At 35.1% G+C, this 12757-nt stretch carries 10 protein-coding genes and 1 pseudogene; 4 read left to right on the top strand and 7 right to left on the bottom strand.

The window, feature by feature from the left end:
* Positions 1-66 precede the first annotated feature (66 nt).
* Entirely contained in the window at positions 67-402 is a 336-nt protein-coding gene (locus tag RRF69_RS04910) for a single-stranded DNA-binding protein (RefSeq protein WP_316940863.1), read from the bottom strand.
* Between the two features lie 179 nt (positions 403-581).
* Here RRF69_RS04910 and RRF69_RS04915 point away from each other — a divergent pair, with 179 nt between their 5' ends.
* The gene (locus tag RRF69_RS04915; RefSeq protein ID WP_316940865.1) at positions 582-935 is read left to right on the top strand and encodes a hypothetical protein; all 354 of its coding nucleotides are present in this window, start codon (positions 582-584) and stop codon (positions 933-935) included.
* Between the two features lie 18 nt (positions 936-953).
* Here the strand turns inward: RRF69_RS04915 and RRF69_RS04920 are convergent, their stop codons facing one another.
* Positions 954-1403, bottom strand: a complete 450-nt coding sequence (locus RRF69_RS04920; protein WP_316940867.1) for a nucleoside deaminase — start codon at positions 1401-1403, stop codon at positions 954-956.
* A gap of 111 nt (positions 1404-1514) precedes the next feature.
* Here RRF69_RS04920 and RRF69_RS04925 point away from each other — a divergent pair, with 111 nt between their 5' ends.
* Positions 1515-3305: a 1-deoxy-D-xylulose-5-phosphate synthase gene (locus RRF69_RS04925; protein ID WP_316940869.1), complete on the top strand. Its 1791-nt coding sequence runs from the start codon at positions 1515-1517 to the stop codon at positions 3303-3305.
* Positions 3306-3354: 49 nt separating this feature from the next.
* Here RRF69_RS04925 and RRF69_RS04930 read toward each other — a convergent pair.
* The 4 genes and pseudogenes from RRF69_RS04930 to RRF69_RS04945 form a co-directional block, all read right to left on the bottom strand.
* Positions 3355-4696: pseudogene (locus RRF69_RS04930) on the bottom strand (deoxyguanosinetriphosphate triphosphohydrolase).
* 160 nt (positions 4697-4856) lie between these two features.
* Positions 4857-7247, bottom strand: a complete 2391-nt coding sequence (locus RRF69_RS04935) for a ribonucleoside-diphosphate reductase subunit alpha (protein ID WP_316940871.1) — start codon at positions 7245-7247, stop codon at positions 4857-4859.
* 87 nt (positions 7248-7334) lie between these two features.
* On the bottom strand, positions 7335-8324 hold the full coding sequence (locus RRF69_RS04940) for a ribonucleotide-diphosphate reductase subunit beta (protein WP_316940872.1): 990 nt from the start codon (positions 8322-8324) through the stop codon (positions 7335-7337).
* Positions 8325-8756: 432 nt separating this feature from the next.
* The gene (locus RRF69_RS04945) at positions 8757-9329 is read right to left on the bottom strand and encodes a DUF3109 family protein (RefSeq protein ID WP_316940873.1); all 573 of its coding nucleotides are present in this window, start codon (positions 9327-9329) and stop codon (positions 8757-8759) included.
* Positions 9330-9407: 78 nt separating this feature from the next.
* On the opposite strand from RRF69_RS04945, the gene RRF69_RS04950 reads away from it, so the two are divergent.
* Complete coding sequence (locus RRF69_RS04950; protein WP_316940874.1) at positions 9408-9992, top strand: MarC family protein; 585 nt, start codon at positions 9408-9410, stop codon at positions 9990-9992.
* Positions 9993-9994: 2 nt separating this feature from the next.
* Positions 9995-10600, top strand: coding sequence for an NAD(P)/FAD-dependent oxidoreductase (locus RRF69_RS04955; RefSeq protein WP_316940876.1), 606 nt, complete (start codon positions 9995-9997; stop codon positions 10598-10600).
* 6 nt (positions 10601-10606) lie between these two features.
* Here RRF69_RS04955 and RRF69_RS04960 read toward each other — a convergent pair whose 3' ends face one another.
* Positions 10607-12757: a choice-of-anchor D domain-containing protein gene (locus tag RRF69_RS04960; RefSeq protein ID WP_316940877.1), complete on the bottom strand. Its 2151-nt coding sequence runs from the start codon at positions 12755-12757 to the stop codon at positions 10607-10609.

Below are 12757 nucleotides of genomic sequence, written 5' to 3' on the forward strand. Positions count from 1 at the left end.
TATGGCAAACAAAAAACCTAGACGCAAACGTCTAGGTTTTTTCTTTTCATCACATTTCTCCCGCATTTATTTTCCTCCTAAAAGCAACAAATCATGAACAAGAATTTCTGTTAGATATCTTTTTTCGCCTTCTTTAGTTTCATAAGAACGATTGGTCAACTTGCCTTCAACGGCAATTTCTTGTCCTTTTTTGACATAGTTTTGGACCACACTTACCAACCCTCCTTTTACAATAATGTTGTGCCAAAACGTGCGTTCAACTTTTTCACCATTTTTGTCTTTGTAGCTATCATCAGTAGCCATCGAAAATTTTGCAATTTTGTTTCCGTCTTGGAAAGTTACGATTTCTGGTTCTTGACCCAATCGCCCAATTAACTGTACTTTGTTTCTTAACGTATTCATAAGATAAGTTTTTAAAACACCTGCCTTCGCTCGGTGCATGTTTATATTCCATTTTGTTGATTCGTTTCAACACTGCAAAGTTGCGACAGCATTACAGTTCTATTCGGTTGGAAAGCAATTACTTTCGGTTGTAAGTATTTGTAGTCGTTTGTAAACGAATAATTGTCTATATTTGTCTCATGGAAAAAAGAGAATGCTTAGAATGTAAAGAACCTGTAAAAGGCAGAGTGGATAAGAAATTTTGCTCAGACTACTGTAGAAATGCCTATAATAACAATGTCAATAAAGACAGTAAAAACCTCATCAGAAACATCAATAATCGATTGCGAAAAAATTATAAAATTCTTTCCGATTTGAACATTTCTGGAAAAACGAAGGTGTCGAGAACCAAATTGTACGACAAAGGATTCGATTTTCAGTTCTTTACCTCTCTCTATAAAACAAAAACAGGAAACACCTATTTTTATATTTACAATGAAGGATATTTGGCCCTAGACAATGACATCTTCTTGCTCATCCGAAAAGAGCGTTGATAGGAAGCTTTTTCGCTCTTAATTCAGATTTCGTTTTTCAACAAAAAAACGTTTCAACAATTGCGAACATTCCTTTTCTAAAATTCCGCTAATTACTTTTGTTTTTGGATGCAAGGTCGTGTTGAGCCTGACAAAACCTCTCTCGAGTTCTGAAGCCCCATAAACGATAGTTCCAATCTGTGCCCAATAGCTTGCGCCCGCACACATTTGGCAGGGTTCTAAGGTCACATACAAAGTACATTCTTTTAAATATTTCCCGCCCAAAAAATCAGCAGCAGCTGTAAAGGCTTGCATTTCGGCATGGGCAGTCACGTCTGTTAAGGTTTCTGTCAAATTGTGGGCTCTTGCAATAATTTGCCCCTTTAAAACAATTACAGCTCCCACAGGAACCTCTCCTTTGTCAAAAGCAATTTCTGCTTCTTGCAAAGCTTTTTTCATAAAATAGGCATCATCAAAAGGCTGTATCATCTATTCGCTATATTGTTGGGTAAATTTAAGAATTATATTTCTGGTAGATTTGGAATTCTTTCTTCTTCTTTTTACAGACACCAAAAGTTAAATTGTATTTTTGTAACTCGAATGAATACTTTGTTAGAGCACATATCCAATCCTGCCGATTTAAGAAAATTAAATCCCATTCAGCTTCGCCAGTTAGCAAAAGAATTGCGCGCCTTTATTATTGATGTAGTTGCAACAAAAGAAGGGCATTTGGGGGCAAGTTTGGGCGTTGTAGAACTCACCATTGCCTTACACTATTTGTTTGACACTCCTAGAGACCTATTGGTTTGGGATGTGGGCCATCAAGCCTACGGGCATAAAATCTTAACGGGTAGAAAGGATATTTTTCACACCAATAGACAATTGGGAGGCATAGCAGGGTTCCCATCTCGAAATGAAAGTGAATATGATGCTTTTGGTGTAGGACATTCCTCAACTTCTATTTCTGCAGCTTTAGGAATGGCCATCGCTTCGAACTTAATGGGAGATACCCAAAAACAGCACATTGCAGTAATTGGCGATGCCTCTATCGCCAGTGGAATGGCTTTTGAAGCCTTGAATCATGCAGGAGTTTCCAATGCCAATCTATTGATTATTTTAAATGACAATGCTATTGGAATTGATCCTTCTGTTGGTGCCTTAAAAGAGTATTTGACAAAGGTAAAAACTGATCGAAAACTCGCCACTCAAAACAACATTATCAAAGCCTTAAATTTTGACTATTCTGGACCTATTGACGGACATGATCTGCCAAAAATTCTTTCCGAATTGGAACGCCTCAAAGAAGTCAAAGGACCTAAGTTTTTACATATCATTACCACTAAAGGAAAAGGGCTACAGCAAGCCGAGGAGGATCAGGTAACCTACCATGCGCCTGGAAAATTTGATAAAATTTCAGGGGAGCGAATTCCTCAAAAAGAAAGTATCTACAGTAAATATCAGGATGTTTTTGGAAAAACAATCGTCGAATTGGCTTCGAAAAATGAAAAAATTGTGGGGATAACTCCTGCCATGTTAACAGGTAGTTCATTGAAATTTATGATGGAGAAATTTCCAAAACGAACTTTTGATGTTGGGATTGCGGAACAACACGCAGTAACTTTAGCCGCAGGAATGGCAACCCAAGGAATCATCCCATTTTGTGCTATTTACTCTACTTTTTTACAACGAGCTTACGACCAAATAATTCATGATGTTGCCCTACAAAATCTACCCGTAATCTTCTGTTTAGACAGAGCCGGTTTGGTAGGAGAGGATGGAGCGACCCATCACGGAGTTTTTGATCTGGCATATTTGCGATTGATTCCGAATTTAATCGTCTTTGCCCCAAGAAATGAAATTGAACTCCGCAATATTTTATTTACCGCACAATTGGGACTGAAAAATCCGATTGCAATTCGCTATCCCAGAGGAACAGGAAGCCTTATCGATTGGAAACAACCTTTTTCAAAAATCAATATCGGAGAAGGTGTACAACTGAAAAAAGGAAGTACCACTGCGATTCTTTCTATTGGAACAATTTCTAAAAACGTTACCGAAGCATTCAACCTAATGGATGCAACGAATGACACCTCCAACTCAAGTAGCGCCTTTGCACATTATGACATGCGTTTTGTAAAACCCTTAGATGAAAACTTACTGCGCCTTATTTTCAAACAATATACTTCCATCATTACCATTGAAGATGGAACTCTAAAAGGGGGCTTTGGAAGTGCTCTCTTAGAGTTTGCCTCAATACAAAAATTTCCATATCCAATTACTCTTTTAGGTATTCCTGATGCCTTTGTAGAGCATGGAAGTGTGGTTAAGCTTCAGAAAAAAATTGGCCTTGATGCGATTTCTTTAGCACGCTTTTTTAAAAATCTTTCCTAAAAAAAGTACCTAAAATAGCGCCTCGATTGATTTTGTATGAAACACAACGTTAATTAATATTGCCTGTTAATTTTTTATGAACTCTTATGGCATAACTATCTGACATTCTGGAAACATAACTACAAATTTGCATAATTCTATGGTATATATTAGAATCTTCAGATTGGTATTCTTTTGGCAATAGGTTTAAAATTAACTGATCGTAGTTCGTGTAATTCTCATCAAACTTATTATTGACTGCGTTGACAAAGACGTCTAGTAAATCGGCGATGATTCGGTATCCAGCAACCTCTTTTTCAACGACTTCTTTACTCTTATAAATCTTGTCAATACTAATGTTAATAATGTCGTTTATTTGTGCTTCGTACTTGCATTTTTCTAGCAATGACTTGTCAAAATTTCCGTTTAAAATTTCAGATTCATATGCTAAAAAAATATGTACTGCCTATAGTTGATTAGGGTGTTAATTGCCAAGGCACGCAAATAACTCACTCTATCTTTTGTGTGCTGTAAACTATGATATTTCTTAGAATCAATACTGTCTCTAACCAAATTGATTAGATATTCTAGGGCATACTCTTCTTCAATCAATCCTAAATTGATTCCATCTTCGAAGTCGATAATTGTATAACAAATATCGTCAGCAGCTTCGACCAAATAGGCCAGGGGTGCCTGTAAAAAGAAAGACCTTCTGTGTTCGATTTTTGCAACATTCCTAAATCGTGAACCACATCTAAAAATTCGTTTTTTTCTGACTGAAATACCCCATATTTTTTATCTACAATATGTGGTGTGGGTTTTTTAGGCAAACTTTCTTTGGGATATTTTAAAAAAGCTCCCAAAGTTGCATACGATAGACGTAATCCTCCCAAAACACCATCTTTACTTTCAGTCAATATTTTAAAGCCATTTGCATTTCCTTCAAAATCAATTAAGTCTTGATATTCCTTTGGAGAAAGCTGCGCTTTGTATTTTGCCCCATTTCCAGATTTAAAATATTCTCCAATTGCTTTTTCTCCAGAATGCCCAAAAGGAGGATTCCCAATATCATGCATGACAGAGGCAGCGGCTACAATGGCACCAAAGTCGTTGAATGTATAGCCAAGTGTGGTCAGGTTTGGATATCGTTCCAAAAGTACTTTCCCAACTTTTCGTCCCAACGTTCTACCCACTACGGACACTTCTAAACTATGAGTCAAACGCGTGTGTACAAAATCGGTCTCTGAAAGTGGAATGACTTGAGTTTTATCTTGCAAACTTCGAAATGCAGATGAAAAAATGATTCGATCAAAATCGACATCAAAGCCCAAACGGGTTTCGTCTTGTGCTTCTCTCGGGCGTTTTTGAGTATCGCCAAAGCGTTTTAAAGAAAGGAGTTGTTCCCAGTTCATTTTGGAAGAATTTAGTTCAGTATGGTTTGCTATTTGCTTCCTGCTTCTGCAGAAATAACGGGTTTTACGAAAATACAAAAAAGAGAAGCATTTCTACTTCTCTTTTTAGGGTCTTTTTATTTCTTACCTCCTACTATTGCTAGGAGTGAGAATCTTAGCTCTAAGAACCGCACATTTCGCAATCATCTGGTTCTGCATTTCTAGAAGCAGCCACCATGGCTTTAAATTCTTCTGGACTCATTTCTGCATCTGGCTCTGTTGCCAATTTTTCTTTCGAAAGCGTGAACTGAATCGCGTTTACTGCCGATTTGGTTCTTAAATAATACATTCCTGTTTTAAGACCCGACTTCCAAGCATAAAAATGCATGGAGGTTAATTTTGCATAATCTGGATCTTTCATAAACAAGTTTAAGGATTGTGATTGATCGATAAAATATCCTCTATGGCGTGCCATGTCAATGATATCTTTCATACTCATCTCCCAAACTGTTTTGTATAATTCTCTTAATTCTGCTGGAATTGCTTCAATGTGTTGTATCGAACCATTTGCACGCATAATATCTTCTTTCATATCATTGTCCCACAAGTTCAATTCTACTAGGTCTTCTAGTAAATGCTTGTTGACAACAATAAATTCACCCGATAAAACTCTTCTGGTATAAATATTTGAAGTATATGGCTCAAAGGCTTCATTGTTCCCTAGGATTTGAGAGGTAGATGCTGTTGGCATTGGCGCGACTAACAACGAATTTCTAACTCCGTGCTTTATCACTTGCTTTCTCAATTTTGCCCAGTCCCAGTTTCCACTTAATTCATCATCTTTAATTCCCCACATATTGTATTGGAATTCTCCTTCCGACATTGGTGAACCTTTGAAAGTAGAATACGGTTCTTTTGCTTTTGCCATCTCCATTGAAGAGGTTACTGCACCAAAATACATGGTTTCAAAAATTTCTTGATTCAATTTTTTTGCTTCATCTGAAGTAAATGGCAAACGCAACATAATAAAGGTATCTGCTAGCCCTTGAATCCCTAAACCTACTGGTCTATGTCTAAAGTTTGAGTTTTCTGCTTCTTTTACTGGATAAAAGTTGGCATCGATTACTGTGTCTAAATTACGTGTTACTTTCTTGGTAACCTCGTATAGTTTTTTGTGGTTGAAGAATTTCTCTCCATTCTCTCTTTCAGAGACAAACATTGGCAATGCAATAGAAGCTAAGTTACAAACAGCAACTTCGTCTTTTGCAGTATATTCCATAATCTCGGTACATAAATTTGAAGAACGTATGGTTCCCAAATTCTTCTGATTCGATTTACGGTTTGCTGCATCTTTATACAGCATGTATGGAGTTCCTGTTTCGATTTGAGATTCTAAGATCTTCTCCCAAAGATCACGCGCTTTGATTGTTTTTCTTCCTTTTCCTGCTGCTTCATAACTTGTGTACAAGCGTTCAAATTCTTCTCCATAGGTATCATATAAATGAGGGCATTCATGAGGACACATCAAAGTCCAGTCTGCATTCTCTTCTACGCGTTTCATAAATAAATCTGAAATCCACATGGCATAGAACAAATCTCTTGCACGCATTTCTTCTTTACCGTGATTCTTCTTTAAATCTAAAAAAGAAAAAATATCTGCATGCCATGGCTCTAAGTACATTGCGAAAGAACCTTTTCTTTTCCCTCCTCCTTGATCTACATATCGTGCAGTATCATTAAAAACCTTTAACATCGGAACGATTCCATTGGAAGTTCCGTTGGTTCCTGCAATATAAGATCCTGTTGCACGAATATTGTGTAATGACAATCCGATTCCTCCGGCAGATTGTGAAATTTTAGCTGTTTGTTTTAAGGTATCATAAATTCCTTCAATGCTATCATCTTGCATTTGCAATAAAAAACAAGAAGACATTTGTGGTTTTGGAGTCCCTGAATTAAATAAAGTAGGCGTTGCATGGGTAAAATATTTTTTACTCATTAACTCATATGTTGCAATAGCTTCATCAATATCATTTTTATGAATACCGATAGAAACACGCATGAGCATGTGTTGTGGACGTTCAGCAATCTCTCCATTTAATTTTAGTAAATAAGAGCGTTCTAATGTTTTAAAACCAAAATAATCATAATTAAAATCTCTATTGTAAATAATCGTAGAGTCTAGTTTCTCTGCGTTTGCTTTTACAATTTCATACACCTCATCGGACAATAAGGGTGCTTTTTTCTCTGTTCGAGGATTTACATAATAGTACAAATCGTCCATTGTTTCTGAGAACGATTTTTTGGTGTTTTTATGTAAGTTAGAAACGGCGATTCTAGCTGCTAATTTTGCGTAATCCGGATGCGCTGTTGTCATGGTAGCGGCAGTTTCTGCTGCTAAATTATCCAATTCTGACGTAGTAACTCCATCATATAAGCCTTCAATGACACGCATAGCAACTTTTACAGGATCAACAATTTTGTTTAATCCGTAACACATTTTTTTTACTCTTGCCGTGATCTTGTCGAACATCACTGGCTCTTTTTTGCCGTCTCTTTTTAGTACAAACATGAATTTATGATTTTATTTGGGTTATTATTTTAGCCAACAAAAACGTCCAATTATTGATGACCTATGTATTTCTTATAATGGGATTCTCTAGAAATCGGAATCGAAACTAATACTTCCTGTTCCTCCAGATTTTACTCCTGCTTTTTGGTATTCTGAAACTCTTTTTTCGAAGAAATTAGTTTTTCCTTCTAAAGAGATCATCTCCATAAAATCGAAAGGATTGGTGGTATTGTATTCATTTTCACAATTGAATTCGCCCAACAATCTATCAGTTACAAATTCTAAGTATTGTGTCATCAATTTTGAATTCATTCCAATCAAACTTGCTGGCAACGATTCTGTAATGAATTCACGTTCAATATTTAATGCTTCAACAATAATTTCTCTAATTCGCTCCTTTGAAACTTTATTAACAATGTGGTGGTTGTGCAAATGCACGGCAAAATCACAATGCATTCCTTCATCACGAGAGATTAATTCGTTTGAAAAAGTCAATCCTAGTAATAAGCCTCTTTTCTTTAACCAGAAAATAGAACAAAATGCTCCTGAGAAGAAAATCCCTTCAACTGCTGCAAAGGCAATTAATCGTTCAGCAAAGGAATCAGACTCAATCCACTTTAAAGCCCAATCTGCTTTTTTCTTAATGGCTGGGAAAACTTCTATAGCTCTAAATAATTGGTCTTTTTCAACTTCATTTTTTACGTACGTATCAATGAGTAAAGAATAGGTTTCTGAGTGAACATTTTCCATCATGATTTGAAAACCATAGAAAAATTTCGCTTCTGAATACTGAACTTCATTTACGAAGTTTTCTGCCAAATTTTCATTCACAATTCCATCTGATGCTGCAAAGAAGGCTAAGATATGTTTGATAAAATATCGCTCATCGTCTGACAGTTTATTGTTCCAGTCTGAAATGTCTTCCGATAAATCAATTTCTTCTGCTGTCCAAATACAGGCTTGTTGTTTTTTATACCACTCCCATAAATCATCATGTTGGATTGGAAAAATAACAAATCTGTTATCATTGGGTTGTAAAATTGGTTCAACGGAAAGGGCTGCTTCTTTGACTGACATTGGGTATATTTTTTTAGTAAGATTTTATAGTTTGTTTAACCTATCTATTTGTTAAAAACTACTCTAACAAAGATTGAAATTTTTGTTCCAAAATGAAAGCCATACTTATCCACAAATCCTATGAAGTTTTTAACAATATGCTCTTTTTTTGATTTTTTGACGATTTGTAAAGTTTTTTTAATTTACTAAAAATCAATTACTTACAAAAAAATAAAATCAAAAACTGTTGATTCTACTGGGTTTAAATGAAGATTCTTATTTGTGTTTTTTTTTGCCTTTTTTGTAAAAAAATAAAATCCGCCTTTGATTTAAAAAGTTAGACAAAAGTAATTGGGAGTATTTTCTCTCAAGAAAGGATTGACAAAAGAAGCTTTTGTTTCAAAAATTGCTAAGTAAAAAAGAGTGTTTCCGAGAAGAAACTCTTTATAAAGTCTATTTATTTAGGTGTTTTTCAGCTACCTTTTCTAACTCATGATACCAGTCTTGTCCAAATTTTCTAACAAGGGCTTGTTTTACAAACTTGTATACCGGCACTTGAAGTTCTTTTCCCAAAGAACAAGCATCATCACAAATTTCCCACTTATGATAATTGACTGCTGAAAACTCACTGTAGTCTTTTACTCGAATTGGATACAAATGACAAGAAAGTGGTTTTTTCCAATTGATGACTCCAGAGTTATAGGCTTCTTCTATTCCACAGAGTGCTGTTTTTTTATTGTCAAAAATCACATAGGCACAGTCTGCTCCATTTATTAAGGGAGTTTCTAACTCGTTCCATTCATTACTGATGGAAGTTCCCTCCTTCTCAATCACAGCAATCCCTTCCTTTCTTAAAAAAGGTTTTACTTTAGGATAAATTTCTTCTAAAATTTTAATTTCTTCTTTATCTAAGGGTGCTCCAGCCTCACCAGCAACACAACAGGCTCCTTTGCAGGCAGATAAATTACACACAAAATCCTTTTCGATAATCTCTTCCGAGACAATGGTTTTTCCTAATTGAAACATCTCACAAAAATAGTGTAAAAATTTTCTATATTTTAATCAAATCATACCGTTAGTTTTCTAATTTTGTAAAAAAATGAGATGAATTTTAATTTTAAAGAAATTTTTACCGCGTTTATGGTTTTATTTGCGGTAATCGACATTATTGGCAATATTCCTATTATTATTGATTTGCGAAAAAAGTTTGGGCATATTCAATCTGAAAAAGCAGCATTGATTGCTGGCTTTATTATGATTCTATTTCTTTTTTTGGGAAAGAGTTTATTAAACTTGATTGGCATTGATGTCAATTCGTTTGCTGTTGCTGGTTCCTTTATTTTATTTTTTATTGCCTTAGAAATGATTTTAGGCATCACATTATACAAAGATTCAGATAATGGAACCCCTATTTCTGCAACTGTTTTCCCCATGGCATTTCCATTGATTGCTGGTCCTGGAAGTTTGACTACATTACTTTCGCTAAGGGCAGAGTTTTATATTGAAAACATCATTATTGCCGTTTTATTTAATGTGATTTTAATATACATCGTTTTAAAAACCTCAATTAAAATTGAACGAATTATTGGTGGAAACGGAATTCAAATTATTCGAAAAGTTTTCGGAGTCATTCTACTTGCAATTTCTGTAAAACTCTTTACACATAACATAAAAATGTTGTTCCTATAACTATGAAATATAGTGCTCTTATTATTGGTGGAGGAGTTGCTGGAATGCAATGTGCCTTAGTATTGGGCTCTGCAAAAAACAAGGCTTTTGTAGCAGATAAACAAATCGGTATTTTACTGCATCAAAAAACATCGCAATTACAAAATGCGCTGTTCAATAATGTTCTAGGACTTCCTTCTGGAACCGTAGGGCGCGATATTTTATCTGAAGGAAAAGAACAACTTGCATCTTTGTATCCCTCAATTTCTCAAATTGAAAACGAAAAAGTAATTGCGATTTCTGAGTTTGAAGAGGGCTATAAAATAACAACCAATAAAAAGGACTACTTTTCTGAAATTGTAATTTTAGCACTCAACTACACAAAACCTTTTCACATAAAAGGCTTGGAGCCTTATGTCATTCCTCATGAAAGAGCCGCTCTTTCAAAGGACCGTATTCAGTTAAAAAATCAAGATCATCGAATCAAAAAAGGATTGTATTGCTGTGGAACCATTGCGGGTTGGCGAAGCCAGTTTGCGATTGCTGCTGGAAGTGGCGCCAGTGTTGCTACCGATGTTCTGACTCTTTGGAATGACGGAAATCACACCAAAGTCCATGACAAAATATAAAAAGGATTACTCCCTTTTTATGATTCTTTTGGTTATCGCACCTTTGTCTGAAAAAATTCTAATTAAATAAAGACCATTTGATAGAGTGCAAGTATCAATAGATTCAAAATTGGAATGAACTTCCTTTATTTTTTTTCCTAAAATAGAATATATTGCAATCTTAGAAATTACAATTGTTTTAGACTTAACTGATAAAATATCCTTCAACGGATTGGGATACAATTGAATAGATTGCTCTAATTCCTGATCCGCTACACTTAATTGACTCTCTGAAACAGTTAATTGTCCGCTCTCTAAAGCCAAACTGCTAATATCTTTATTTTCAATATTTGTAATAATTACATTATTAAAATTAAAGGTATAATTTCCAACTAAAACGGTACTACTTATAAAAACAGGAAAGTTTAGTATCGAAAGACTTCCCTTATTTAGTGATGTATCCGTCATTGAATACAAAAGAACTCTGTATTTTGAACCTTCAATATTAGAGGCTACAACTTCATATTCATCGGATCTGGATGTAGTCTCTATATTCTTCGTTTCCAATTCGAAACCCATAGGCAATTCAACATCAAATTGAAGTGCTCGTGCTTGGTCATTATTTTTAAGCAGTATTTGTAACACATTCGTTTCATTTACAAAGGCTTCCTGACTTTCTAATAAAACATAGTTTGGAGAAAACACTGATCCTCTCGCGGTAATGAAACTCTCTTCGTTAAAACCGTTACTCTTAAAAGAGATGGTTTCTGAAAATTCACCTGTAACTAAAGGGCTGTATATCAAATTAATATCTTGAGAGGTTCCACTAACAATCGTCAAAGGTAATTGAATGTCTAAAGTGATCTCAGAAGCATTGAAAACAACTTCATCTATTACCAAGGATGCATCTCCAGTATTGGTAAGTCTCAAAGATTTTTGGCTTGGTCCCGTTAGGGGTATACTTTCAAAATCAATATCTAAAGGGTTTATTAACAAATTAGGGGTTTTGATTTGAAAATACCCATTATACGAATTGGATAAAATATTTTCTTGTAGACTGTTTGATATCACCGCATTCGAAATCTCTAGAGGAAAGTAACCCGTATTCACCGTGGGTTTTAACTTAAAACTGAATAGCTTTCCAGAACTCCCAACAAACTTTTTATTTGAAGGAGAGTACCCTATAAATCTTAGGGTATTCCCGTTAATAAGGTTTGCTACCACCACATGATCATCAAACCTACTAGTTTGATTAGCTATTGAGTTTGGAACAAATTCTAAGCCTTCTGGAACTAATAAATCAAACTGAAATGCTATAAATTCCTCCATATTTTCAAAAGAGACTGGGATCTCAACCTCAGTATCTTTGGCTGCAGAATTGTTTCCAACTACAATTGTGTTTGTTGCATAAACTGTTGCACTTACTTGCACTTTTTGAACATTTCGAACTGTATCAACATCATTATTCACAAAACTCAGCTCTTTAATTTCATTCAATTTTGCTGATGTGTCTAATAAAACGGTTAAGTTGGTTGTTTCATTGGCTGCAATACGAATAGGAAAACTCTCTTGTATACTAAAAGGTAAAGCTTCATTTACACTTGAAATTACTAAAGCTTCATTTCCTTCATTTTTTATATATAAAAGCCTTGATTGATTTGAACTTAATAACACATCCCCAAAATTAACTTGAGAGTTTAAAATCCCCATTTTAGGGCCCAATACAGTTATCTGTCCGTCATTGTTGGTTGCAGAAATTGAGGTACCACTTGAAGAAGAAAGGACAACATTAGATAGCGCAAAAGTAAATTCTCCTGGGTCAGTCTTCGATTCAAATTCAAGGTGCGCTAAAACCCCTGAGCTCTCTTTTAAAACTTTATTATTCATAGAAAAAATAAGCACCCTTAAAACACCCTCTGAGACCGGATTGGTCGTAATAGAGTGATCTTCTTTTCGACTTGTTAAACGATGTCCGGATAGTAAATTAAATTTACTAACATCGTAAGTTAAGTCAAATTGAATTGCCGCGACTAACTCGGTGTTTTCTAATGAAATACCTAGTTCAAATACTGTGGAGTATGCTACATTTTCCGACTGTACTCTAAGTTCATTTTGTGATAAAACTTCACCAGAGAAAATAAGAAAAGGTAGCGCCCATAAAAATGATTTCAACTTCAA

The sequence above is a fragment of the Polaribacter sp. HL-MS24 genome (genome assembly GCF_032758595.1).
GTDB lineage: Bacteria > Bacteroidota > Bacteroidia > Flavobacteriales > Flavobacteriaceae > Polaribacter.

Coding starts and splice junctions, on each gene's coding strand:
- RRF69_RS04910 (WP_316940863.1), bottom strand. CDS start 402: ATGAATACGTTAAGAAACAAAGTACAGTTAATTGGGCGATTGGGTCAA.
- RRF69_RS04915 (WP_316940865.1), top strand. CDS start 582: ATGGAAAAAAGAGAATGCTTAGAATGTAAAGAACCTGTAAAAGGCAGA.
- RRF69_RS04920 (WP_316940867.1), bottom strand. CDS start 1,403: ATGATACAGCCTTTTGATGATGCCTATTTTATGAAAAAAGCTTTGCAA.
- RRF69_RS04925 (WP_316940869.1), top strand. CDS start 1,515: ATGAATACTTTGTTAGAGCACATATCCAATCCTGCCGATTTAAGAAAA.
- RRF69_RS04935 (WP_316940871.1), bottom strand. CDS start 7,247: ATGTTTGTACTAAAAAGAGACGGCAAAAAAGAGCCAGTGATGTTCGAC.
- RRF69_RS04940 (WP_316940872.1), bottom strand. CDS start 8,324: ATGTCAGTCAAAGAAGCAGCCCTTTCCGTTGAACCAATTTTACAACCC.
- RRF69_RS04945 (WP_316940873.1), bottom strand. CDS start 9,329: ATGTTTCAATTAGGAAAAACCATTGTCTCGGAAGAGATTATCGAAAAG.
- RRF69_RS04950 (WP_316940874.1), top strand. CDS start 9,408: ATGAATTTTAATTTTAAAGAAATTTTTACCGCGTTTATGGTTTTATTT.
- RRF69_RS04955 (WP_316940876.1), top strand. CDS start 9,995: ATGAAATATAGTGCTCTTATTATTGGTGGAGGAGTTGCTGGAATGCAA.